Source organism: Acerihabitans arboris, assembly GCF_010131535.1.
GTDB lineage: Bacteria > Pseudomonadota > Gammaproteobacteria > Enterobacterales > Enterobacteriaceae > Acerihabitans > Acerihabitans arboris.
Map to the genome: position 1 here is coordinate 177231 of NZ_WUBS01000011.1, position 23457 is coordinate 200687.

25 protein-coding genes and 1 pseudogene are annotated in these 23457 nt (G+C 45.1%); 21 read left to right on the top strand and 5 right to left on the bottom strand.

Annotated features, from left to right (window positions below; genetic code table 11):
• The first annotated feature begins 170 nt into the window (after window positions 1-170).
• On the top strand, window positions 171-1436 hold the full coding sequence (locus tag GRH90_RS16315; protein ID WP_162367019.1) for a tyrosine-type recombinase/integrase: 1266 nt from the start codon (window positions 171-173) through the stop codon (window positions 1434-1436).
• A gap of 493 nt (window positions 1437-1929) precedes the next feature.
• Here the strand turns inward: GRH90_RS16315 and GRH90_RS16320 are convergent, their stop codons facing one another.
• Window positions 1930-2709 (bottom strand): DeoR/GlpR family DNA-binding transcription regulator, encoded by a 780-nt coding sequence (locus GRH90_RS16320; RefSeq protein WP_162367020.1) that lies wholly within the window; start codon window positions 2707-2709, stop codon window positions 1930-1932.
• 296 nt (window positions 2710-3005) lie between these two features.
• Between GRH90_RS16320 and gatZ the strand changes: the two genes are divergently transcribed.
• From gatZ to GRH90_RS16420, 20 genes and pseudogenes are all read left to right on the top strand, one after another.
• On the top strand, window positions 3006-4301 hold the full coding sequence (gene gatZ / locus GRH90_RS16325; protein WP_162367021.1) for a tagatose-bisphosphate aldolase subunit GatZ: 1296 nt from the start codon (window positions 3006-3008) through the stop codon (window positions 4299-4301).
• Window positions 4294-4752: a PTS galactitol transporter subunit IIA gene (gene gatA / locus GRH90_RS16330; protein WP_162367022.1), complete on the top strand. Its 459-nt coding sequence runs from the start codon at window positions 4294-4296 to the stop codon at window positions 4750-4752. The genes gatZ and gatA overlap by 8 nt, the downstream gene beginning before the upstream one ends.
• Before the next feature lie 38 nt (window positions 4753-4790).
• Window positions 4791-5075 (top strand): PTS galactitol transporter subunit IIB, encoded by a 285-nt coding sequence (gatB, locus tag GRH90_RS16335; RefSeq protein WP_162367023.1) that lies wholly within the window; start codon window positions 4791-4793, stop codon window positions 5073-5075.
• A 4-nt stretch (window positions 5076-5079) separates the two neighbouring features.
• The gene (locus GRH90_RS16340; RefSeq protein ID WP_162367024.1) at window positions 5080-6462 is read left to right on the top strand and encodes a PTS galactitol transporter subunit IIC; all 1383 of its coding nucleotides are present in this window, start codon (window positions 5080-5082) and stop codon (window positions 6460-6462) included.
• Window positions 6463-6506: 44 nt separating this feature from the next.
• Window positions 6507-7556 (top strand): zinc-binding dehydrogenase, encoded by a 1050-nt coding sequence (locus GRH90_RS16345; RefSeq protein WP_162367025.1) that lies wholly within the window; start codon window positions 6507-6509, stop codon window positions 7554-7556.
• 474 nt (window positions 7557-8030) lie between these two features.
• Window positions 8031-8978, top strand: a complete 948-nt coding sequence (locus GRH90_RS16350; RefSeq protein ID WP_162367026.1) for a hexose kinase — start codon at window positions 8031-8033, stop codon at window positions 8976-8978.
• 38 nt (window positions 8979-9016) lie between these two features.
• The gene (lacD, locus tag GRH90_RS16355) at window positions 9017-10003 is read left to right on the top strand and encodes a tagatose-bisphosphate aldolase (RefSeq protein ID WP_162367027.1); all 987 of its coding nucleotides are present in this window, start codon (window positions 9017-9019) and stop codon (window positions 10001-10003) included.
• Window positions 10004-10359: 356 nt separating this feature from the next.
• Window positions 10360-11262: a hypothetical protein gene (locus GRH90_RS16360; protein ID WP_162367028.1), complete on the top strand. Its 903-nt coding sequence runs from the start codon at window positions 10360-10362 to the stop codon at window positions 11260-11262.
• A 142-nt stretch (window positions 11263-11404) separates the two neighbouring features.
• Entirely contained in the window at window positions 11405-11590 is a 186-nt protein-coding gene (locus tag GRH90_RS16365) for an AlpA family transcriptional regulator (RefSeq protein WP_162367029.1), read from the top strand.
• 22 nt (window positions 11591-11612) lie between these two features.
• The gene (locus GRH90_RS16370) at window positions 11613-11840 is read left to right on the top strand and encodes a hypothetical protein (protein WP_162366865.1); all 228 of its coding nucleotides are present in this window, start codon (window positions 11613-11615) and stop codon (window positions 11838-11840) included.
• The gene (locus tag GRH90_RS16375) at window positions 11837-12421 is read left to right on the top strand and encodes a DUF2857 domain-containing protein (protein WP_178113172.1); all 585 of its coding nucleotides are present in this window, start codon (window positions 11837-11839) and stop codon (window positions 12419-12421) included. Before GRH90_RS16370 ends, GRH90_RS16375 begins: the two co-directional genes overlap by 4 nt.
• Complete coding sequence (locus GRH90_RS16380) at window positions 12411-12620, top strand: TraR/DksA family transcriptional regulator (RefSeq protein WP_162367030.1); 210 nt, start codon at window positions 12411-12413, stop codon at window positions 12618-12620. The genes GRH90_RS16375 and GRH90_RS16380 overlap by 11 nt, the downstream gene beginning before the upstream one ends.
• A gap of 443 nt (window positions 12621-13063) precedes the next feature.
• Complete coding sequence (locus GRH90_RS16385) at window positions 13064-13285, top strand: hypothetical protein (RefSeq protein ID WP_162367058.1); 222 nt, start codon at window positions 13064-13066, stop codon at window positions 13283-13285.
• Between the two features lie 136 nt (window positions 13286-13421).
• Window positions 13422-14051, top strand: a complete 630-nt coding sequence (locus tag GRH90_RS16390) for a lytic transglycosylase domain-containing protein (protein ID WP_162367031.1) — start codon at window positions 13422-13424, stop codon at window positions 14049-14051.
• Entirely contained in the window at window positions 14048-14329 is a 282-nt protein-coding gene (locus GRH90_RS16395; RefSeq protein ID WP_136157281.1) for a TrbC/VirB2 family protein, read from the top strand. Before GRH90_RS16390 ends, GRH90_RS16395 begins: the two co-directional genes overlap by 4 nt.
• A 9-nt stretch (window positions 14330-14338) precedes the next feature.
• The gene (locus GRH90_RS16400) at window positions 14339-17086 is read left to right on the top strand and encodes a VirB4 family type IV secretion/conjugal transfer ATPase (protein ID WP_162367032.1); all 2748 of its coding nucleotides are present in this window, start codon (window positions 14339-14341) and stop codon (window positions 17084-17086) included.
• 23 nt (window positions 17087-17109) lie between these two features.
• Window positions 17110-17829 (top strand): annotated as a pseudogene (locus GRH90_RS16405) (TrbJ/VirB5 family protein).
• A gap of 11 nt (window positions 17830-17840) precedes the next feature.
• Complete coding sequence (locus tag GRH90_RS16410) at window positions 17841-18116, top strand: EexN family lipoprotein (RefSeq protein WP_162367033.1); 276 nt, start codon at window positions 17841-17843, stop codon at window positions 18114-18116.
• A gap of 74 nt (window positions 18117-18190) precedes the next feature.
• Complete coding sequence (locus GRH90_RS16415) at window positions 18191-19240, top strand: TrbL/VirB6 family protein (protein WP_162367034.1); 1050 nt, start codon at window positions 18191-18193, stop codon at window positions 19238-19240.
• A 283-nt stretch (window positions 19241-19523) separates the two neighbouring features.
• Window positions 19524-20279: a DUF2971 domain-containing protein gene (locus GRH90_RS16420; RefSeq protein ID WP_162367059.1), complete on the top strand. Its 756-nt coding sequence runs from the start codon at window positions 19524-19526 to the stop codon at window positions 20277-20279.
• Between the two features lie 227 nt (window positions 20280-20506).
• Here GRH90_RS16420 and GRH90_RS16425 read toward each other — a convergent pair whose 3' ends face one another.
• The 4 genes from GRH90_RS16425 to GRH90_RS25950 all read right to left on the bottom strand — a co-directional run bounded on the left by GRH90_RS16425 (window position 20507) and on the right by GRH90_RS25950 (window position 23171).
• Complete coding sequence (locus GRH90_RS16425) at window positions 20507-21280, bottom strand: hypothetical protein (RefSeq protein WP_162367035.1); 774 nt, start codon at window positions 21278-21280, stop codon at window positions 20507-20509.
• Window positions 21281-21741: 461 nt separating this feature from the next.
• Window positions 21742-22692, bottom strand: coding sequence for a reverse transcriptase family protein (locus GRH90_RS16430; protein WP_162367036.1), 951 nt, complete (start codon window positions 22690-22692; stop codon window positions 21742-21744).
• Window positions 22670-22978, bottom strand: coding sequence for a helix-turn-helix domain-containing protein (locus tag GRH90_RS16435; RefSeq protein WP_162367037.1), 309 nt, complete (start codon window positions 22976-22978; stop codon window positions 22670-22672). Before GRH90_RS16435 ends, GRH90_RS16430 begins: the two co-directional genes overlap by 23 nt.
• A 37-nt stretch (window positions 22979-23015) precedes the next feature.
• Window positions 23016-23171 carry a hypothetical protein gene (locus tag GRH90_RS25950; protein WP_178113173.1) on the bottom strand — a complete coding sequence of 52 codons (156 nt, stop codon included), beginning with the start codon at window positions 23169-23171 and terminating at the stop codon, window positions 23016-23018.
• Window positions 23172-23457 lie beyond the last annotated feature (286 nt).

A 23457-nucleotide genomic window follows, 5' to 3' on the forward strand; every position in this document is an offset into this window, starting at 1 on the left:
CCGGGCACCACCATTTCTTTTTTATGCTTGCTTATGAATCCCTATATATCTTAAATTCAATAAGTTGGCGTAAGAACCCTTTCCGATACGTTTTGATTTATCCCTAGGTATCCGGAAAATGTGGGGTCAAATTGCGGGTCATTCAGTTCGATGAATGGAGTGACCCTCACATGGCTCTGACTGACAGCAAAATCCGCGCTGCAAAAAACTTCATAAAATCCTACAAAATCACCGATGCCCACGGTCTGTATCTACTGGTATCCACCAGCGGCTCACGTTTGTGGTATTTCCGCTACAGCTTCGGCGGCAAAGAATCCCGCCTGGCCTTAGGCGCCTATCCGCAGGTCACGCTGGCGGAGGCTCGCGAAAAACGCGACGCGGCCCGTAAGCTGCCGGCATCCGGCATCCCCCCTTCCCTGCCCCGCGAATCAGAAAAAACCGCAGTAGACGAAATCCGCACCTTTGAACACATCGCTACCGCATGGCACACCAGCAGCCTCAGACTCTGGTCGGAAAGCCACGCGGTTAAAATTCTTACCTGCCTGAAACGCTATGCCTTTCCCAACATTGGCGAAATGGATATCGCAGAGATCGAAACCCGCCATCTGGCGCAGCTCGTCAAAGCCATTGATGACAAGGGCGTCCATGACGTCGCCGGGAGAATGCGGCAATATCTGACCAAAATCATGCGCCACGCCGTGCAACAGGGCCTAATCAAATACAACCCCGCGTTCGATCTGGGTGGCGTTGTGACCCCGATCGTGGCCCAACATCTTCCTGCCCTGCCTCTGAAACGTCTACCCGAATTGCTGAGGAACTTATATAACTACAAAGGCCGGATGCTAACTCGCCTAGCGCTGGAACTGAATCTGCACGTCTTTCTGCGCTCAAGTGAGTTAAGGCTTGCCCGCTGGGATGAGTTCAATCTGCAAGCGCGTATCTGGACAGTGCCCGCGCAACGCGAGGCTGTAGAGGGCGTGAGATTTTCAGAGCGTGGCGCAAAAATGAAAGATGAGCATCTTGTGCCGCTGTCACGGCAGGCAGTAGCCCTGCTGAAACAAATCAAGGGAATCACCAGAGAGTCGGCATTCGTTTTTCCGGGCGCATATACCCTGGAAAAACCGATGAGTGAAAACACCATCAACAAGGCGCTGCGTGTCATTGGCTATGACACCAAAATCGAGGTTTGCGGCCACGGGTTCAGAACGATGGCCTGTAGCGCCCTAAACGAGTCAGGGCGGTGGTCAAAGGACGCCATTGAGCGACAGATGAGCCATAAGGAGCGAAACGGTGTACGGGCGGCCTATGTACACAAAGCGGAACATCTGGAAGCACGGATGGAAATGATGCAATGGTGGTCGGATTATCTGGACGTAAACCGTGAGAGTTATGTTGCACCGTATATTTATGCCCGGCAGCATAAAGCGGCCAAATGACAATTAGCGTGAAAAAAAGCAGATCTTTTTCATCAGGATCTGCTTTTTTGCTTTATAAGATGTTTCCATTTTTTTATTATGGACCCATAGGATTTTTATTAAAAAGTCCCAAAATCCATGAACTATATATTTAAACCTTGCTAAAGACACTGGCGATAGTGTAACCATCCCATATAATCGTACCATTCGTATTTAGAGATCTCATGGCATAATTAGAATATCACGAGAAAATTATTATTATATGTAAAAGTGTGTTAACAAGGAGTTTTTCCTCTATGTATTATGCATGCGACATCCAGAATAGGAGCTATGAGAGGAATATTTCAGCTGGATGTAACAACCTCATTAACACAATATAAATAAGTTTAAGTCTGGGAAAAAAATCAAAATCGCCATAAAAAAATGATCCAACACACTCATGCTTTTTGTGATGTTTTACAATGTGATAGTAGTTATTAGCTATAAAATTCATAAGAGTATTACTGATTAGAAATTAAGCAAGAACAACTTTTTTCCCAATTTTTTTGAGCGTATTGACTTCTATTTCCGGTGCATCAGAATCAGTGATGATCATATCAATTTTTTCAATCGGCAGGACAGAGTTAAATCCTTTACGTCCAAATTTAGAAGAGTCAGTGACAACGATTACTTGACGAGCTACTGCTGCCATGACAGAACTAATCGCATAACCTTCATTGAAGGTTGTAATGCCATTTACACAGTCAAGGCCGTCAGCGCCAACGAACATCAAATTAGCAGATACTTCCTGTAGTGCATATTCCGCGATACTACCGTGAAGTGAGATAGTTTTATGCCTGAGCGTGCCACCGCATACGACAAGAGTAATATCTTTATTTTCTGAAAGTAGGAACGCCGCCGGAAGATTATTAGTTATTACAGTAATGTTGCTGCGATTCATAAGCTCTTCTGCCAGAAGCTTAGTTGTACTGCCACTGTCCAGGATGATGGTATCACCATCTTGTACGAGGCCGGCCGCTTCAATCGCTATACGCTTTTTGGGATCTGCTGCGAGTTTATACCGATCATGGATACTGAGTTCACGGTTAGCTGTTGTAAGGTCATGTTGTGTAGTTGAAAGTTTTGCTGCCCCACCGTGAAAACGAGTAAGTAATCCCCGTTCTTCAAGTAAACGCAGATCTGCCCTAATTGTCACTTCAGATACCCCTAGTTTCGCGGATATATCAGCGTTCAAAACACTACCACCTGCATTCACCATCTCAACAATCTCACTACGTCTTTCAAACGTGTTCATAGCCGCTCCTTATCGATTTAGTTCATTTTAAAACGAAAGAGAAAGAAAGTAAAAGACGAATAGCGATTCTGTGATCTAGGAACTGCTATTTGTGGATTTAACAGTTATCTCATCTCATTGATCTATAATAAAATATTTTAACTTAAAAATTTCATGATACCTCATCAACTTGAAACGAAAATATTCGAAAGATATAGAAGAAAAACGTTGATCATGATCACATAACAATAAGAAAGGAATTGTGCATCATACGAAAGTGTTCGATTGTATGTGACAGGCATTACGTGAGGAATATTATGAAAGGCTTAATAGAGAAACATAAACAAGGTCTCGACATTGGTATCTGCTCAGTTTGTTCAGCGCATCCATTTGTGATTGAAGCCGCCTTGCAGTTCGATTTGAACAATGACCGTATGGTTTTAATTGAGGCAACATCAAACCAGGTAAATCAAGATGGGGGATATACCGGAATGAAACCTGCTGACTTTCGCGATTATGTTCTCGGTATCGCTGAGAAGGTAGGATTTCCGAAAGAGAGGTTAATTCTAGGCGGTGATCATCTAGGTCCCAACTGCTGGCAGAACGAACCCGCGGTACAAGCGATGGAAAAATCACGCTTACTCATTGCCGAATATGTCAAGGCTGGTTTCAGTAAGATCCATTTAGATGCATCAATGTCTTGTGCAGATGACCCTATCCCATTACCACCTGAAACTATCGCGACGCGGGCTGCTGAACTTTGTCGTATTGCTGAGGAAGTGGCGACAAATGAGCAGAAACTCGCCCTGACATATGTGATCGGCACCGAGGTTCCTGTTCCTGGTGGGGAAGCATCTTCCATTAATGAGGTACACATTACCCGTCCTGAAGATGCGGCGCATACCATCAATATCCACCACGAAGCTTTTCTGAAGGCCGGGTTGAAAGATGCCATTAAACGTATCATCGGATTAGTTGTACAACCGGGCGTTGAGTTCGACCATAGCAGTGTCATTCATTATGACCCGACAAAAGCCAGTCAACTCAGCCGTTTCATTGAATCCACCCCTATAGTTTTCGAAGCACACTCTACTGATTATCAGACTCCCAAAGCATACCGCGCGTTGGTGAAGGATCATTTTGCTATTTTGAAGGTGGGACCGGCTTTAACCTTCGCTTTGCGTGAGGCTGTGTTCGCGCTGGCTAAGATTGAACAAGAAATGGTATTTCCTGAAGATCAGAGCCAGATCCTTGCTGTTATTGATCAAGTTATGCTCGATGAACCCGGTTACTGGAAGAAGTATTACCGTCCTGAGTTCACCCAAGCGCTAATTGATATTCATTACAGTCTATCAGACCGCATCCGTTACTACTGGCCAAATAGCAGGATCAGCAGTGCATTGGATAAAATGCTGGATAATCTCAGCGCTGCGAATATCCCGCTTGGATTGTTGAGCCAGTACTTTCCTAAGCAATTCGAGCGTGTGCTGGCCGGAACTTTGCCCATTGAGCCGCGCGTACTAATTATCGATAAGATTCAAGATGTTTTGCGCAATTACGGATATGGTTGTATACCTCAATCTTCAATTGTTAAGGAGGTATCAAATGCATAATTATCGTCTTTTCGTATCGTCTGGATTGAGCTTTAGTGATTCCACCGAGGCTCTAAATCACATTGGTATGAAAATGGTCAGCAAAGGCGTTGTAAAGAACACTTATCCTGCCGCATTACTTGAGAGGGAGGCGTCTTTTCCAACTGGGATTGCTTTAGAAGAGCATTCAATCGCAATTCCCCATTGTGAAGCCATGCATGCCTTAGAACCCGCAATTTATCTTATCCGCCCAACGCTCCCGGTGGCGTTTTTACGGTCAGATGATGATGGTTCGGTAGCCGCCGAGCTGATCATAGCACTTATTGTTACAGATCCGCGTGAACAACTACAACTTCTGAAGACACTTTTCGGCCAGCTCCAAAAATCTGAGTTTATTGAAAGCTTACTAACAGTCCCTGAGGACGCTATTGCTCAATATTTTAACAATCATATTTTGGCACCAGTCGCTTAATGAAAATCTGATCCTAGACCCTACAAGAAGGAAATTATATGAAGCGTAAAGTAATTGTTGCCTGCGGTGGTGCTGTCGCCACATCAACCATGGCTGCAGAAGAGATTAAAGAACTGTGTGAGGAGAACGGAATTATCCTTGAAATAGTGCAGTGTCGCATCAATGAAATAGAAACATATATTGATGGAGTCGATTTAATCTGCACGACGGCCCGTATTGATCGTGAGTACGGTGATATTCCTGTCGTTCATGGCATGCCATTTATTTCTGGTGTCGGCATTGATGTTTTACGGCAAGAAATCCTGACTATCCTCCAGAGGTAATCGTATGTTCACAGAAATTATGCGTTATATCCTCGATCTTGGTCCGACAGTCATGCTGCCTATCGTAATCATCTTCTTCTCGATTTGCCTGAGAATGAAGGTTGGAGATGCGTTCAAATCCGGTCTCCACATAGGTATTGGTTTTGTCGGTATCGGTCTCGTTATCGGCTTGATGCTTGACTCCATTGGGCCTGCGGCTAAAGCAATGGCCGCAAACTTTCAAATTGGCCTTGAAGTCATCGACATCGGTTGGCCAGGGTCATCGCCAATGACTTGGGCTTCACAAATTGCCCTTATCGCTATCCCTGTCGCTATCGGTGTCAATATCTTAATGCTGATAACGCGTATGACACGGGTTGTCAACGTTGACATATGGAACATTTGGCACATGACATTCACGGGTGCGTTGGTTCACCTGGCGACCGGGTCTTACTGGTTGGGTATCCTGGGAGTTGTGGTTCATGCAGCCTTTGCCTACAAGTTAGGGGATTGGTTTTCTCGTGATACGAGAAATTTCTTTGGCTTGGACGGCATAGCCGTTCCTCATGGCACCTCTGCCTATATGGGCCCCATTGCGGTACTGGTTGATTACATCATTGAGAAAATACCTGGCTTGCGTCGCATTCATTTGAGCGCAGATGATGTGCAAAAGCGCTTTGGTCCATTTGGCGAACCTGTCACTGTTGGATTTATCGTAGGCATTATCATCGGGTTACTCGCGCATTATGACGCAAAAGGTGTATTGCAACTGGCGGTGAAAACGGCTGCAGTTATGCTTCTGATGCCACGCGTTATTAAGCCTATCATGGACGGACTTAACCCGATCGCTAAGCACGCCCGAAAACGCCTGCAGGCAAAGTTTGCTGGCCAAGATTTTTTGATTGGTCTTGATCCTGCATTACTCCTTGGAAATACCTCGGTGATATCCGCCAGTTTGATTTTTATTCCATTAACTATTTTAATCGCCGTATTATTGCCTGGTAATAAAGTCCTACCGTTTGGAGATCTCGCAACGATTGGTTTCTTTGTTGCTATGGCTGTAGCCGTCCATAAGGGGAATTTGTTCCGTACTTTGATTTCCGGCATTGTTATCATGAGTATGACCCTTTGGATTGCCACGCAGACCATCGGACTACATACCCAGTTGGCTGCCAATGCTGGATCGCTTAAAGCCGGTGGAATGGTTGCATCAATGGATCAGGGTGGATCACCTATCACCTATCTGTTAATTCAATTATTGACTTGGCAAAACGTTACGGCATTGGCCGTGATTGGCATAATTTATCTGCTAGCCGTGCTCCTGACTTGGCGGCGAGCACGTCAAGCTCCAGAAGAAACTTCAGAAACAGCAGCTAATTTACCTGAAAGTAAAATTTTGATTAAATAATTGATGGGGGGAATACCCCCCATCTCAATTCGGAGTTACAAATAATGAAATCTGTCGTTATAAACGCTGGGGGCAGCGTTACGCTTGAAGAAAAACCGTTGCCTCAAATTACTCATGGTGATGATGTATTGGTAGAAGTAAGTTGTTCTGGTCTATGTGGTTCAGATATTCCTAGAATATTTCACAATGGTGCGCATTTTTATCCAATTACATTAGGTCATGAATTTAGTGGCCGGATAAAAAAGATGGGAGCAAATGTCACCGATCTTAATATTAATGATCTGGTTTCATGTGTGCCATTACAACCCTGCTTCAATTGTTCGGAGTGTCATCGGCAGTTGTGGTCCCAGTGCAAAAACTATCAGTTTATCGGTTCACGTAGTAATGGCGGCAATTGTGAATATATCGTTGTTCCATACAAAAATCTCTTCCGCTTACCAGAAGGAACAACTCCAACAGAAGGTGCATTCTTTGAACCGATGACGGTCAGCCTTCACACAATACAATTGGCCGGGGGTTGTAAAGACAAGGAAGTAATAATTATCGGGGCAGGTACGATTGGTTTACTCGCCATGCAATGTGCAAAGGCATTAGGTGCACGGTCCGTCACTGCTATTGATATAAATCCAGAACGTCTAGAGCTTTCGAAAAAGTTAGTTGCTGATTATGTTTATAACAGTGCAGAAATGACCACGGATGTAATTAAGAGCTCTTTAGACGAGCGCCGTTTTGACCAGCTCATACTTGAAACTGCCGGAAGCCCTCAAACAGTTGAACTGGCGATTAAAATTGCTGGGCCTCAAGCACAGATTGGTCTAATTGGCACGTTGCATCAGGATTTGAACCTCAAAAGCGACACATTTGGTTTGATCTTACGTATGGAGCTTCGTATTTTGGGGAGCTGGATGAACTATTCTGGTCAATGGCCAGGCGTTGAATGGAAGCAAGCAACACAACTATTTATGCAAGGTAAGATTGACCTGCCGTCTCTTATTGCTATCAAGGGATCTCCTCAAGAATATGTTGAGGCGGTGGATGCGCTGCAAGGTAATCCAATGAACGGAAAGATTGTTCTTGATTTTTCTCAAGAGTAATAAGTGGAATAATAATGCAATTCATGGTGGTTCTCGATGTCAATATAGTCATAAAAATTGGTGGTTTAAAAACAGAAAATATATTGGTCAGGCTCTAACTTTCATTATGTTATATGAGCTATCAACGTATATTACAATGTGTTGATAGTAGGCTTTCTTATGCATCAAAGGCTAACATCCGACAAATAATAACCTGATAATCCTGACATTTGAATGAGTTTAAAATCTAATTTTAGACGACGCCAGATTTGTCTAGTTTTGAGATAAAAGTTACCATAAAAATTAATGTTAATTTTTTCAGAGACGATTAACTTATTATGCATCGTAATATAATTATCATAGTTGTCTAAACCATTTGCGCTGCATCAATAAAAATAAGGCGGAATTATTTATTGATAAAATACATTCTTCTGATTCATATTCAATTATTTAACAGCTGAATGAAATAGAAATTTTCCCTAATAGGTGGAGAAAATGATACTTACAGTAACAATGAATCCCTCTGTAGATATTTCTTATCCATTAGAAATCCTAAAGATCAACTCAGTCAATCGGATAGCTAATGTTAGAAAAGAGGCCGGAGGAAAGGGGCTCAATGTAACGAGAGTGATAAAGCAAGCTCAGGAAGAGGTAATAGCAACTGGTCTTATAGGTGGTGTTTTAGGTGATTATATAGTTAAAAGGCTGGATGCTATTAACATAAAACATCAGTTTTTCGATATAGCGCAGGAATCAAGAAATTGCATTGCAATACTACATGAAGGGAATCAAACTGAAATCCTTGAGCAAGGGCCTACTATTTCTGTAGAAGAGGGGACTGCCTTTATAAGTAAATTTTCAGTTCTAACGGACATTGCCAAGGTCATTACCATTTCGGGCAGCCTTCCATCCGGGCTAGAAAAGGATTTTTATAGGAAGTTGATTGATATCTCCAATAAAAAAAACAAGAAAGTACTACTTGATTGTTCTGGTAAATGTCTAGAAATAGCAACAAGTGGACCATGGCTTCCGTATCTAATAAAACCAAACAAAGAAGAAATAGAACAACTCACGGGAATGTCTTTAGATACTGGTTCAATAAAAAGTTTTGTAGAAATGATTGACACTCATAAAAGTTTGTACGAGATTCCTTGGATTGTTGTTTCACTTGGTAAGGAAGGCGCCTTTGCAAAAGTTGGCGGCCATTATTTTGCTGTGGCGATTCCAAAAATTAAGGTAATTAATCCTGTTGGTTCAGGTGATGCCACAGTTGCAGGTTTAGCAATTGGCATTAATAACATTGAAACGCCGGAAAATACTTTAAAAAGAGCCATGGCATTTGGAATTTTGAATGCAATGGAGGCTAAAACAGGTTATATCAATATGATTAAATACACGGATATTTTTAGTCAAGTAAAGGTTTACCCATATTTCACAAGATAACATTATATATACTCCTTAAGCAAAGAGGAATAATAAACATGACCAAATTAAGTGAACAAAAAAAGAAAGCTATGCTGAGACTATCGAACGAATCAGGCATTATAGCCGCATTGGCAATAGACCAGCGTGGTGCATTAAAAAAAATGATCGGCGTTTTCAAGCCGCAAGGTGCTGAAGATAAAGACATTATCGATTTCAAAACTTTAGTATCAAAAGAACTTACTCCTTATGCTTCCTCTATTCTTCTTGACCCAGAATATGGTTTGCCTGCAGCTGCTGCCAGGGACAGCGATGCAGGTCTACTATTGGCATACGAAAAAACAGGTTATGATGCCAGTAAGCAAGGGCGCCTTCCAGATTTGCTGAATATATGGTCTGCCAAACGTTTGAAGGAAGCCGGTGCAGATGCAGTCAAGTTTTTACTTTATTATGATATCGATGAAAGCCAGAAAATTAATGACCAAAAACATGCTTTTATTGAACGTTTGGGATCTGAGTGTACTGCTGAAGATATTCCATTTTATCTCGAGTTAATATCGTATGATGCCTTAAATGCAGACACAAGTAGTAAAGCATATGCAAAAGTGAAGCCTCATAAAGTCAATGAAATGATAAAAGAATTTTCAAAGTCACAGTACGGTGTAGATGTACTAAAAGTTGAAGTTCCGGTTAATATGAATTTTGTTGAAGGATATACGGAAGATAATGATTTGGTTTATACAAAATCAGAAGCTGAAAAATATTTCAAAGAACAATCTGAATCAACGCGATTACCTTTCATCTTTTTAAGTGCTGGAGTAAGTGCCGATCTTTTTCAGCAGACTCTTCGTTTTGCAAAAACCTCTGGTTCAACTTTCAACGGTGTACTGTGTGGACGAGCTACGTGGGCTAAAGCGGTCGAGCCGGCAATCACAAAGGGAGAAGAAGCTGCTAGAGAATGGTTGCAGACACAAGGCAAGAAGAACATTAATGAACTTAATGAGGTTTTAAAAGAAACTGCATCTTCTTGGTTTGATAAGGTATAGCCTCATATTCGCAAGATAGCTCTGACGGTCTTCTAGATTTGAAGGCCGTTGTAATTCAGCCTCGTTATTTTTGATCTCCTCCAGAAAAATTTTCTGATCAGAATATGAGACAAGTTAAAACCGTGATGAATGGTTTGACCAAATAATTGGACGGGAACAGAAAATATCTTAACTATTAACTATAGAGAATTATGAAAAGTGCGCATTACAAAACAGCCAGCAACTTGTTGACATCGAAATGTATCACACAGTCTGATTATAATTTTAACTAGCATAAGTTTGCAGTTACCGCAAGTAACAAACTCAACTTCAGATTATATCATAGGATATTCAACCATGTAAAAAGAGATAATATTATGCAAAAAAACAATATGCCAGAATGGGTTACGATACAAGAGGCCGTTGGATTAGCGAATGAACTAACGAGCACAAAATTAAAAAACAGAGACATATATCGCCACGCCTTATATGGAAGCATTTATCTTTCAATCTATTTTCAGTCCCCGATAGTTTTACAAAAAGTTCGAATGTCAGACCATAAAGTGAAATTTAGGTCGGCAAAAAATTCATTTATCCACCGACTTTGTTTTCTTGACAAAAACTGTTTTCTAAGTGAGCGGAATTTAATCGTCAGTACTAAAGGTGAATATATCTCCCCTGCTCAGCAGATTATTGACACAATGTTGACAGGGTATGAATATGTTTTAGTTCAGCGTTTACTCGCTCGTTCCCTTAGCATACCACTACCCATAACCGGAGCAAATGATATAAATTACGGCATTTCAGTCATCCAATCTGGAGAAATGTTTCAGGTTTTCGAAAAGCTTACATGGCAGGAAAGAATAAAACAGCAAGTCCTAAGATTGCCTAAAAATATCTCATCTGGTATTTATAAAAAAAATTCACTACATGGAGTGTATGATTATAACCAAAAAGGCTATTTTCCTATTCATGACTTACCGAAGGACTCTTGTTTTGTCATCCGGTATGCGGAACTTGAGAAATTACTGAATATGCCCACAATAGGTAAGATCAGCCCTATATCCGCAACACGGATATCCTCACCTTTATCGCGCTTGTTCTGGCTTGCATGCAAACATAATGAAGCTATAAGCCCGTTAATCAGACAACCTTATAAGCTGCTTTCCATTTTCGAGCAATGGGCATCTGACGAGGGCATTACCGATCGGTTGAGCGGCGACACACTGAAAACCGCACTTAAGCGCGGCTCACCCACTTCCGTTTCGGCATCAAATTAAAATGGCATTTCCCCATTCGTTCTGAAAGTCCGTATTAAGTACTCTAAAACCCGTAATACGGGCTTATCAACTTTCTCTCCGCCCTTGTCTGTGTTTTTTTGTTCTCTCCGATCATATCCCATTTCTGCCATAGGAGGAAACCGTGACATCTCATCAGTTATTACGTCTAAAGCAGGTTGAAGAAAAAACCGGTCTGAAACGCTCACAGATCTACCTGTATATGAACAACGGCATCTTTCCCCGTTCAATTAAAATTGGCCCGGTCAGTGTAGCCTGGCTCGAATCTGAGATTGATGAATGGATTAACCTGAAATTGACCAACCGCTGAAACCGTTTGAGAGAGAATGATTATGAAAGGTAATCACGGCACACTTTTGCCTGTCAGTCCGAACCCGCAAATGGTTTTTGAGTTTAACTCCGAAATCATCCGTAAGGCTGATGGCGGTGAAATCAGGGCATTAATCAAAAACCGCGGGTCTGTTTATCCTGCGAAAAAATTCCTACGTACTAGTGAATCCCATTGGATCACCCGTTTGCGGCAACTTCACGAAAAACAGGGGGAGGAGGCGCCATTATGATCCCATCCCTGAATTACGCCGTATTAACCGACGCCCTGCATGCCCTTAAGGAAGGCAACATTCGTCACTGCGAAGCGCTGGGTTTCACTTTCGACGAAATGAACGCCCTCAATCAGCTGTCACTGGATGAGCTGTTTATCATCAGCCGGGCATCAGCGCAGTTTATGGCTGTCACTGTCCATCATGACGCTTTACACCAGATCCTGGCATTGTCGCGTCAGGAAGTTCAGCGCCAGCAACAGATTAACCGGGCCATGGCGCTGGGCGGTTCGATTGCGCTGCTGAACCAGTATTTTGGCCTCACCTCCAATGAAGTCTGTATCCGTCGCCGGTTGCTGGGGATCATTATCCCTCATGGCCGGACGCCCATACCAGATGAAGAGACCGATGCCGAGATCTGGCGACGATGGCAGAAACGCCATCCGGGAAATATCGCATCGCTCGACGCGCTGGATGTCATGATGCAGATCACTGAAGAGTTGTCCTCACCGCAGGATGGTCCGTCCCTCACCGCTATCTGTAACCGTATCACGCTTTGCGAAAAAGAAGCGTCGGACAGGAGGGCATCGCATGCCGGATGAAATCGATCGCGATCAGGAATTTAATGAACAGCGTCTGGAGGACATGATTGAACAGAACCGTTTCAAATCAACTGCAACGCCATCATTGCCCTACTGTCGCCTGTGTGGTAAGTCCATTCCCGATAAGCGGCGTCAGACTTTGCCGGGCGTGACAACCTGTATTGAATGCCAGACAGTACTCGAACGCCGTCAACGCTGAGAATACGACGCCTTGCGTGCGGAGCGATATTCTTATCCGCACGCTTTTTATTATCTGCCTAAATTACCATACCTGTTTTCATTGATTTAAATACAAATAAATCCGCCAGAATATTTCAGACAACCCCTTCACTCAAGTATTAAATCAAATCCAAACACCATTAATTTCCCGCTGTTTTTCTTTTTATTTTCCCGTTTGATTTTATTGTTACCCACCTGAATCAGAAAGCGCACCCTGACCACGCCATCATTCGCTGGCAGGCCTTATGGACGTTTATTCGTCCGGGCCGGGTATTCGCTCTTTGACAACATGGGTCGGGCTGTCACGTAACCACAATTCAGGGTGCCGCTGAATGTCCTCGCTGACCCGTTGAAATCGGAATGCAGGATCGGGATGTGATTCACTTATTTAATCCACGGCTGTTTTCATTCAAGGAAAATGAGATGCGAAAACCCACTTATAACGTGTATGTCACACAGGAAAGCCAACCTGATCCACTGGGTGAAAAAACCACGTACTGGACAAAAGTCGGCGTGGCGTTTGCTCATAACGGCAAACCCGGTCTTAACATTGTGCTGACGCCCGGTATCGCCGTTTCCGGCAAGCTGGTCCTCCTTGAGCCCAGAGACGATAGCGATACACCGCAGGAAATTCAGCCCGGCTAACACCGGAACAGGATCACCCCACATCCCTACGTTTTTCTTCCTTCACCCGGCATTGCACATCAGATAGCTGTGCACTTTGCCTGGCTTTTTTTACCGAGGCCACCATGCTTTACCCACTGCCTTTCTGGCGGCGGCCATGCAGTGCGCCGCCAGCGTTCATCCGTCCACGTCGTTCGATGTCGCCCGCGTCGAATCAGGTTTTAACCCTTACGCCATCGCTGAAATTGTGCCGAAGAATGAGCGCCTCCACGGCCGCAAAGGCGTTATTTCTCACCAGCCCGATAACAGGGCAGACGCTCTTCGCGTCGTCAAACGGCTGGCGGCACAGGGCCGCCGCTATTCGGTCGGGTTGATGCAATTCACCAGCACCAATTTCCGCCATTACGGCGTGACCGCCGGTGACCTGCTTGACCCCTGCACCAATCTTTCCGTCTTTGAGCGCATCCTCACCGACTGTTACCGGCGGGGCGGCTCTCTGAAACGCGCGCTCAGTTGCTACTACTCCGGCAATTTCGATACCGGCCAACAGCCGGAGTCTGCCTTTAACCAGTCCAGCTATGTGCAGCGTATCGGCTACGTCGTCCCGTCGACACAGGAAGATAAACCACGCCATGCCGCCGTAAAAGCGGGGCCGGAGATGCGTTATCCCGCCACCGTCCTGCGCGGTGACATGGCCGATACAACCCCGTCGATTCTGACTTCCCTGCGCTACCCCAACGCCGTTATTCGCGGCGATTTACTCGTCCCTGCTCTAGAGGAGAAATGACCATGCAAAAACGTCAATACTGGCCTGCGGTCGCTTACCTGTTACCCGCTTCCCGCGTGCTGGCGGCGGACAGCGGATTTGATAAAGCCAGCGATACGCTGAGCAACACCTCCACCGGTCTGCTGGGGCTGGCCGCCGTCACCATCACGCTGGCCACCATGTGGATTGGTTACAAGGTGCTTTTCGACGGCAAGAGTCTTTCTGACATGCGTAACGTCATTATTGGCGCCATCCTGATTGTCGGCGCCTCGGGCTTCGGGGCCTACTGGGCGGCGTAGGAGGAACGAATGACCACGTTGAACAAGGCGCTGACGCGCCCCGCCGCCATCATGGGCATTCCCATCGTGCCGTTCGTTATCGTCAGCGGGACTATCGTCCTGCTGTCGGTCTATCTCAGCTATTACCTGGCATTGCTGCTCATACCGGCCTGGATAGAAATGAAAGCCAAAGCGCGAACGGATATCCATTATTTCGGTCTGCTCTGGCTGGCGTTTAAAACCCGTGGCCGGTTTGCCACCAACCGGCATTACGGCGCGAACGCCATGCTGGCCAACCGCTATGATGCCGTCGATATTTCGGAGTTCACCACTAAGATGAAGTTAAACGAGCGCATCACGCTGGATAAATACATTCCGTATTCCTCGCATATTCACCCCCAGGTGATAAGGAACCGCCATGGCGACCTGGTTGCCACCTGGGAGCTGGCTGGAGCCGTATTTGAATGCGAGGATGAACACCACCTGACCTTTCTGTCCACCCATCTCAACAATGTTATTCGTTCGTATGAAGGACTGCCGGTCACTTTCTATATTCACCGCATTCGGGAGCAATACCGGGATGCGTTTGAGGCCCATTCGGGTATTCCCTTTTCGGATGAAGTATCAGCGCGTTATTATCGGCCGATAAAGGATAAGCCGTTCTGGCGGCACCGGCTGTTTTTCACCGTCTGTTATGCACCGTTCTCGCGGCTTGAGAAAAAGGTCATGAAGAGACAGCCGGTCGGGAAAAGGCACGCCGCGCTGGATGACGCCCTGAAAGCGATGCTAGAGCATCAGGAGGCGCTGACGTCCGCCCTATCCCGCTATATGGCAACGCCATTAGGCGTTTATGAAGAAAAAGGACGGGTGTATTCCTCGCAACTGTCTTTTTATCACCGTCTGATGACCGGCAAATGGCAGAAGGTGGCGGTGACCCGCTCACCGTTTTACAACACGCTCAGCACACCGGATGTTTTCTTTAGCACCGATACCGCCGAGTGCCAAACGGTCGGCGGCTCCCGTTTTTTCCGCAGTCTGGAAATCAAGGACTACTCGCCCCAAACCCATACGGGGTTACTGGATGCGCTGCTGTATGCTGAAAGCGAGTATGTGCTGACGCAATCCTTTACCTGCATGGCGCGGGATGAAGCGCAAAATCACATCCGGCTGGCGGAAAAGCGCCTGAACTCAGCGGATGATGACGCCCTTTCGCAGCGCGAAGAACTGATTGTCTTGCGTGACCTGCTCCAATCCGGGCATATCTCGTGCGGGAAATACCACTTTTCCCTGCTGGTATCTTCAGACAGCGCCGACCAGGTGGTAAAAGACACCAATGCGCTGGCCCAGCCCTTTGCCGACCTCGGCATCATGACGGCCCTGTCCACCCTATCGTTACCCGCCGCGTACCTCGCGCAACTGCCGGGGGCGTACACGCTACGCCCCCGGCTGGTTGCGGTCAGCAGCCAGAACTTTGCCGATATGGCGAGCCTGCATAACTTCCATCCTCGTAAACGGGACGGCAATCCCTGGGGTGAGGCCATCGCCATCCTGACGTCACCGGGCGGCGGCGGTTATTACCTGAACCTGCACGACAGTCAGGCCGGGCGGAATGATTTCAATGAAAAAACGCCGGGCAATACGGCGATTATCGGCAAAACGGGGTCAGGCAAGACGCTGCTGATGGCGATGATGCAACAATTGATGCAGAAGTACCGCAACCCGGCGACGTTTGCCGCGTCCGCCACGATTAAACGGCTGACCACCGTTTATTTTGACAAGGACCGGGCGGCAGAGATGTCAATCCGCCAGATGGGCGGGCGTTACTTCCGCATCCGGACCGGCGTCCCCAGCGGGTTTAATCCGTTTTCACTGGCGCCGAGCCGGCGAAACATCAGCTTTATTAAACGGCTGGTCAGGATGCTGTGTCGCCGTAACGGCAAGCCGCTCGACCCACGCGACGAAGAGCGTATCAGCACCGCCGTGGATACCATCATGCTGGACTACCCGCCGGAATACCGCCGTTATGGTATTACCCGACTACTGGAAGTGCTGCCGGAGCCGCCGACCAAAGACGCCCGGACCAACGGGCTGCGCATCCGGCTGAAACAGTGGGCGCAGGGTGGCGAATTCGGCTGGGTATTTGATAACGAAGAAGATACCTTCACTATCAGCGATATCGATAACTTCGGTATCGACAGCACAGAATTCCTGGATGACGACGACATCCGCGGCCCCATCACCTTTTACCTGTTGTACCGCGTGACCAGCCTGCTGGACGGACGCCGTCTGGTGATGTTTATGGACGAATTCTGGAAGTGGCTGGCCGACGTCGAGTTTTCCCGGTTCTCGCTCAATATGCTTAAAGTCATTCGCAAGCTCAACGGCATCTTTGTCCCCGCCACCCAGTCGCCCGATGAAATCGTTAAGCATCCCATCGCCCCGGCAATCATTGAGCAGTGCGGCACACAAATATTCCTCGCCAACCCGAAGGCCAGCCATGCGGATTACGTGGAAAAAATGAAAGTGCCGGACAGCGTGTATGACATCGTGCGCAATCTTGATCCGGGCGAGCACTACATGGTGGTACTGAAAACGCCCCTGCGAGCCGGCGAAACCCGACCGTTTGTGTCGATGGCAAAAATGGACCTGTCGGGTCTCGGGAAAATCACCAAACTGCTGAGCGGGAGTGAAGACAACCTAAAAATATTTGACGCCCTTTATCAGGACGGCATGACGCCTGAGGAATGGAAAGCGTCATTTCTTGAACAAGCAATATAACATTCACACCGGAGATAAAATCAATGCGCACCCGATATAACATCCTGGCGTTATCGTTGTTTATTTCCACCCAAGCGATAAGCGCCGGAATACCGGTTTTCGATGCCGTGCAGAATGCGGAATCCATTACCCAGTGGACTGAAAAGCTCAAGTAATGGGAAGAAACGGTGACGCACTATAAAAGCGAGCTTAACGCCTATAAGCAACAATTAGCCACGGCGACGGGCGTGCGGGATATTCAGGGTTTCCTCAGCGATGCCAAAAGCCTGAAAACCGATATTGATGCTTTGCGCAAGAATGGCATTTCGCTGGATGACCTGCTCACGAACCAGAGCGGTTCATATTCATCTGAACTGCAAAACCTTTACAATAAATACCAATCTTTCGATGTCTGCAATCAGTCCAGCACGTCACAGAGTTACCTGGCAAGCTGCAAACAAATCGTTCTCAATCAGGCGGTGTCCATTGAGGACACCAGCGATGTGGAAAACAGGATCAACAGCACACTCTGCGATATATCAGACTTATCTGACCGCATAACCAACGCGCAGGACTCGAAAGAGTCCCAGGACCTGGCTAACGCCGTAGCGGCCAAAAGCGTACAATTAAATGCGCTGACCAGCCAGTGGGAGATGTCAGTCAAGCAGTCTGAACAGCGAACAAAACTGCTGGAGCAGCAGAGACAGAAAGCCTTTGAGCAGCAGCAATTAACAGCACCGGTTGCTGATCTGAACACTATATAGGGAGCTTAAAAATGTCTAGATCCTTATTAACCTTATTCGTCGCCTCAGGCGTCATCGCATTATCCGGTTGTAAAGAGACAAAGTCCGAAGCCTGGTATAAACAACATCCAGATGAGACATATACAGTCTATACAAAATGTCTTAAAGATGGCGAGGCGAGTGATAATTGCGAATTTGCCCACAGGGCAGCCATTATGTACGCGCAAATAGGCAAGCCAGGGATAAAGGAAAAATTCGAAGCACTGTTCCAGCTGGAAGCTAAAAAAATAAAATCCGTTACCGAGTAATATCCCCGCCAGTAAAAACAGGGACGCTTCCCTGTTTTTTATTCCCTGTCCATTACTGTATCAAGCGAGGCATTATGTCCGGTGGTATTTTTGTTGGCATGGACAAAAACATCATGGATGGACTCAACGCCGTTTTAGAAGGTCAGTCTTCCACCTACGGCTCGATGATAAGCATTATAGTTGTCAGCTCATTCACCTTATTCATCGTTTATCGGGGATATCAGACGCTGGGAGGAAAATTACAGACCCCGGTTGAAGATGTCGTCTGGGATGTGGGCCGGATGTTACTCATTACCACCTTTGTACTAAATCGCGATAGCTGGCTGGATGCCGTGATTGCGGCCATCGAAGGACTTAAGGATGGAGTAAGCGGCGATGATAATGTCTGGGTCCTGCTCGATACCGTATGGGAGAAGGCGCAGACGCTGGGGCAGACATTGTTTAATCTGGATACCTCCACTTATGTCCAATTGAGCGGGGGGTTCGCCGAAGTGCTGGTATGGGGTGGCGCAATCGTGCTTTTACTCGCCGCAACGTTTGTCAACCTGCTCGCCGAAATCACCCTACTGTTAATGACCACAACTGCACCTCTGTTTATTTTCTGTCTGCTGTACGGTTTCCTGAAACCCATGTTTGATAACTGGCTAAAAACCATTTTTACGGCGATATTGACGATAATGTTCTCTGCCTTATCCATCAGGATCGCCATCAATTACCTGAATAAAATACTGGATGCCTCTATAGGCACATCCAGCAATAGCAATATGGTGACGCTGGCGGCGCAATGTTTGCTGGCCGGGATCGCGTCGGGAGTTGTCGTTTATTTCTCCGCGAAGATTGCCAGTGCGCTGAGTGGCGCAGCCGTCCAGGCCACATTACAGGGCGCGGTGATGAGTGGACTGGGCGGACTGGGCGGACTGGTAAAAAAATCCTCTGACGCAGCCAAACCGGCGATGAAGGTCGGAGCAGCCGGAGCCAAACTAGCGGCGAAAGGCGGTGTCAGTGCTGCCGGAGCGACAGGCAAACTCATCGCCGTCGGCACCGGCAAAGCCCTCTCTGCATGGCAAAAACGCGCCGCCGCTATCGAGAATATGAAACGTTTTAATCAGCAGCGTAACCGCTAACCCCTATCTGGATTAAGCCACCACTCAACCCGACACTTTCCAATAGCAGAGCATGACTAGACCTGACAGGCTGCTAAGAGCGAGATAGGACAAAATAAATTCTTAGCAGGAACGGTTTGGAGATGTCTAGATTGACCGCTACAATGAAACTCTCCACTGACTAATGCCATTGTGGTAGGCTGCACAAAGGGTAGTCCAGTAAATCCACGTTTGCTTATCAGGTTGCGGCCTGTCTGAAACTCCAAAAAATATTTACCTCAAATTACAATGAATGGATGTGAAAATGCTTTATAAATATGTAGGTCATGAGAGTATTGAGCAGGTTATAGAATATTTAAAATGCTTTGTTGAAAAAGGCACTATATTTGCAAGCAAGCCCATCACTTTTAATGATCCGGCAGAGTTTAAAATAATATTTAGTTTTGATGCTGAACCTGACGTTGTAAAGAAAAAATATTTTTCAGACCACCCCACCCATACAGAGACAGATTTTAAAAATTGGTATAACAGTTTTGACGAACATGCTCAATGGTATGTGGGGTATTCCACCAGAGAAATCTATCTTACTCAAAACGGTACAATTTGCTTAACAAGGGATAGTGATAACTATCTCATGTGGTCGCACTACGCCCGTTCTCATACAGGCTTCTGCATAGGTTTTGATGACAGCATTGCAGATTGTATAGAGGATTATGCAGTCTTTGGTGACGTCAATTATAGTCAGGCTGTTCCAGGCTTCAATTACTTCACCGAAACTTTAGAGAATTTCGCTGTGGCTATGTTTCTCCATAAAGGCTTACCGTGGGCATATGAAAAGGAATTTAGGATTGTTACGGATAAGTGGGGTATAAAGAAGTTCGATAAATCTTTAATTAAAGAAATAGTGATAGGCTGCCGAGCACCAGTTCAACTCCAAGATTACGTAAGTGAATTAATAGACACTGATATCAGAGTAAGCAAGATGGGACTATCTCAAGATACTTATTCGTTGAAAAAGATACCTTTGAAAAAAAACGGTTATTTCCAAGGGGATGTATAAACTGGTAAATTAACTTTATAACCGGTTGATGTTATGGATGGGGGATGACATGTTAGGATTTTTCAAAAGAACTTTAGGCTGTTTTCAGCGAAAAGCGGAATTAGTCTCACATATTCAAAACAGTTATATTGCATTAAAAATATTATTAATTTTGAATATGAGAAGCAGTTCAGAATTAAACTAATTCACCATAACATTCTTATGCGAACCTGTAATGCTAGTCTCGTTTAGTGATGTAGTGTTCCGTATGCACTCATAGCCGCAGCAATAAACGAAAATATAGCCGTTGTGAGCATTCCCCATTGAATGTACTTAGTTTCGTAGTACTTTCTTTGCTCGGTAAAGCTATTTTGCAGAGTTAAGATGGCTGTGCCTGTAGGTTTGTAAGTTGATCTATCCGTTGTAGATAAATTGCCGTTACTGACAAAGGCGCTGAGGTATAGCTCTACTTCTTTTTTCATCTGGTTACGATTGTCATGATAGAACCATAACGAACTGTGCAGTTTTGTCATTATCGAAACGAAATGAATTGGGTCATCTGAGTTTGCTTGCATGTACAAATCCACCACTGCTTTAAGCACATCCATCTGTTGTTTGACATTATGACTTTCCATTCGGTATTGATGCTTTTGCCTTGCCTTTCTCCAGTTATCCAAATTTACTTTTATCTGATACCACGACACCTTCAGGAAAGTTATGTCCCTGAGATTAGAAAACGCAGCCTCATGTGCTTTATAGTAATAAATTCCGGAGAACGAGTCAGCCGTATAATCATCCGGATTTAGTTGAACCATGTCTTTAAATACTTCTTCTTCTTCGCTCCACTTTTTAGCCAGTATCGTGTCGTTTTGGTAGTCCTCAAACAGGAACTGTTCGCCTGTATCCGGAGCAGTAATGTAGACCGAGTACATGTTGTACTTAATTGCATTTTCAAAATTTAGGCTGATGCGATTTGGAGACTTTTGCTTTTCAAATCTTTCCAGATAGGAGCGAATGTTCATGCTTCTTCTCCAATATTTTTTATCTGATGAGTCAATAAATGACTCTATAAAACAGAAACCTGTATAGATGATTGTGCCATTTATGAGCAGTTTTATAAAACCAAAAACCCAATATTCTACGGCAAGTCGCCTCTGTTTCTTATCGTCATAGTGACCTGCTCCCCATTAGATAATACATCAGTGATGTTAGCAACGTCAGCTTCTGGCGCTGGCTGTATGAAAACCCTGACCAAAAACTAAAGTGCGCGCGACTACGCAAAATCTGAAATTGATCGACTGGTTAGTCAGGGCCGAATTTTACGTATGAGCGCGGTTTTCAGCTCTGTATTTGGCAGTTTCTGCTACCAAAACGTTTTCACACAGCCTGGGCGCTGAACCGACTGTCAGATCTGATTACACCCAGATTACCAATAGGTGCCAGTATATGTTAGATACAAAGAACTATTTTCGAATATAAATACTTATATTGCCGTATTCATTTTCAAAGTTAACACCTTTGATTTATAGCGTGGCTCAATGACTCCCATTGAATGCAATCGACCAAATAAAGTTTTTACCACCGATGTTTCTCTTGCTCTATCTGCATCTTTAATCAACATCCAATACTCAATATCGCGAGCCATTAAACGATGTTGTTCATTTCTCACTTTCATACACCCAGCAGTAACAATAACACCCGTCACTAATTTTGGCATGTATTCGCTGTAGAGTTTCGTCTTGGTTGGATGCATTATATGTCCGTGTTTGTATATAATTCTTCTCACAACCGAACAAAATAAACGATTTACATTATCCCCTGAGAAGGTCAGGTCATCCACATATACCGTCATTTTTACTTTTAACGTGTTGCACAGAGCATTTAGCTCGTCAAACATACGAGAGTTAGCGAAAAAAGCTAATGGCATACTAATCCGACTGCCTGTTGGGAGTTGTCCATAACACGTACATATATGTGATAAAACATCAGCCACATCCGACGACATTTTCATTACCGAAAAATAAAATGAGAAAATCATATGTCGTGTCGTCGATGGGAAAAATGCCTTAATATCGCTTGTCATCGTTTTTGATGTATTCAAATGAGCATGAGCATTTGTGATATTCGAACGACCTTTTTTACCTGAGTGTAAATACTCTGGTAAAGCAATTCTTGATAACAGGCTAGCTATTCTGGTGTGTACAATATCCAAGGCATCTAAGGGTTTTTGTATTTTTCTAGGTTTTCCCTTCTTGGAGAGCTGTTCAAAAATAGAATAATTCTCGTCATCTTTTTTTAACAAAGACAAATCAGAAATTGTGATGCCAAGTAATGTCGCTAATTTTTTTTTGCTTTTGAGCATAAAAAAAGGAGAATCATTAAGGCTATAACTTTTATTTTTAGTGGAGATTTTAAGCTTTTTCCGTTTTTTCATTTTTTTTGCTCGCCCATTCTAATACATCCAATACTTTACCAGCCAAGTTTAAACGTAGTCGTTTAGATAAGCGTCCTTGAGTACCAAGTGTTTCAGAAAAAAAAACAAATGAAGGCACAGGGATGTCAAAATGAGAAGAGTAACGCTGGAGTACATCAACAGACGGAGACGACTCACCACTTTCAAGTTGCGCTATTGTTTCTTTCGGGATGTTTAGTGCAATAGATAACCCAACGATAGATTCGTTGTGATATTGCCTTACAAGACGTAGAGCTCTATGTAGCACCCGCAACTCCTTACTAATTGAAACGAGGGAGGGCACATTACAGATCGCCCCCTTCAAAGTAATCGATTAATCTTGTGATTAGGTCAAATAGTCGAATACCCCATTTGAACGCCTCCCAAGCATAACCCATCCACTTTTTCCGGTTTGACTTGCTCTGTGCCTGCTGTTCGTTGGTTACTTTATCATTAAGCATGACTTTCTCCTTATGCCCCCGATGTGTGAACGATCGCCCACTTAAACACCGGAGTTCGCCCTCATAAGGATGAGATTGAACAGCACTAGCTCCCAGCTCCACGAAGCATTGGTCGCCCAATGCTTCGAATACCCATGCGCCATACCACCTACTCTACGATGACCCAGCTTTCCGAGGACACCACAGCCGACAGGGGCGTTGCGCGGGATAAATGGTAGAAAGCACAAAGCTTTCCTCGGGCTATTAACCCAATTGATGGCGGTATATCTCACTAACTAACCAATGA

Excerpts from the sequence above, each read along its gene's own strand:
- GRH90_RS16410 (WP_162367033.1), top strand. The coding sequence starts at position 17,841 with ATGTCTAGATCCTTATTAACCTTATTCGTCGCCTCAGGCGTCATCGCA.
- GRH90_RS16385 (WP_162367058.1), top strand. The coding sequence starts at position 13,064 with ATGCGAAAACCCACTTATAACGTGTATGTCACACAGGAAAGCCAACCT.
- GRH90_RS16315 (WP_162367019.1), top strand. The coding sequence starts at position 171 with ATGGCTCTGACTGACAGCAAAATCCGCGCTGCAAAAAACTTCATAAAA.
- GRH90_RS16350 (WP_162367026.1), top strand. The coding sequence starts at position 8,031 with ATGATACTTACAGTAACAATGAATCCCTCTGTAGATATTTCTTATCCA.
- GRH90_RS16395 (WP_136157281.1), top strand. The coding sequence starts at position 14,048 with ATGACCATGCAAAAACGTCAATACTGGCCTGCGGTCGCTTACCTGTTA.
- GRH90_RS16390 (WP_162367031.1), top strand. The coding sequence starts at position 13,422 with ATGCAGTGCGCCGCCAGCGTTCATCCGTCCACGTCGTTCGATGTCGCC.
- GRH90_RS16380 (WP_162367030.1), top strand. The coding sequence starts at position 12,411 with ATGCCGGATGAAATCGATCGCGATCAGGAATTTAATGAACAGCGTCTG.
- GRH90_RS16375 (WP_178113172.1), top strand. The coding sequence starts at position 11,837 with ATGATCCCATCCCTGAATTACGCCGTATTAACCGACGCCCTGCATGCC.
- gatA (WP_162367022.1), top strand. The coding sequence starts at position 4,294 with ATGCATAATTATCGTCTTTTCGTATCGTCTGGATTGAGCTTTAGTGAT.
- GRH90_RS16415 (WP_162367034.1), top strand. The coding sequence starts at position 18,191 with ATGTCCGGTGGTATTTTTGTTGGCATGGACAAAAACATCATGGATGGA.
- GRH90_RS16320 (WP_162367020.1), bottom strand. The coding sequence starts at position 2,709 with ATGAACACGTTTGAAAGACGTAGTGAGATTGTTGAGATGGTGAATGCA.
- GRH90_RS16425 (WP_162367035.1), bottom strand. The coding sequence starts at position 21,280 with ATGAACATTCGCTCCTATCTGGAAAGATTTGAAAAGCAAAAGTCTCCA.
- GRH90_RS16430 (WP_162367036.1), bottom strand. The coding sequence starts at position 22,692 with ATGAAAAAACGGAAAAAGCTTAAAATCTCCACTAAAAATAAAAGTTAT.
- GRH90_RS16400 (WP_162367032.1), top strand. The coding sequence starts at position 14,339 with ATGACCACGTTGAACAAGGCGCTGACGCGCCCCGCCGCCATCATGGGC.
- GRH90_RS16420 (WP_162367059.1), top strand. The coding sequence starts at position 19,524 with ATGCTTTATAAATATGTAGGTCATGAGAGTATTGAGCAGGTTATAGAA.
- gatZ (WP_162367021.1), top strand. The coding sequence starts at position 3,006 with ATGAAAGGCTTAATAGAGAAACATAAACAAGGTCTCGACATTGGTATC.
- lacD (WP_162367027.1), top strand. The coding sequence starts at position 9,017 with ATGACCAAATTAAGTGAACAAAAAAAGAAAGCTATGCTGAGACTATCG.
- GRH90_RS25950 (WP_178113173.1), bottom strand. The coding sequence starts at position 23,171 with ATGCTTAATGATAAAGTAACCAACGAACAGCAGGCACAGAGCAAGTCA.
- GRH90_RS16360 (WP_162367028.1), top strand. The coding sequence starts at position 10,360 with ATGCAAAAAAACAATATGCCAGAATGGGTTACGATACAAGAGGCCGTT.
- GRH90_RS16340 (WP_162367024.1), top strand. The coding sequence starts at position 5,080 with ATGTTCACAGAAATTATGCGTTATATCCTCGATCTTGGTCCGACAGTC.
- gatB (WP_162367023.1), top strand. The coding sequence starts at position 4,791 with ATGAAGCGTAAAGTAATTGTTGCCTGCGGTGGTGCTGTCGCCACATCA.
- GRH90_RS16345 (WP_162367025.1), top strand. The coding sequence starts at position 6,507 with ATGAAATCTGTCGTTATAAACGCTGGGGGCAGCGTTACGCTTGAAGAA.
- GRH90_RS16370 (WP_162366865.1), top strand. The coding sequence starts at position 11,613 with ATGAAAGGTAATCACGGCACACTTTTGCCTGTCAGTCCGAACCCGCAA.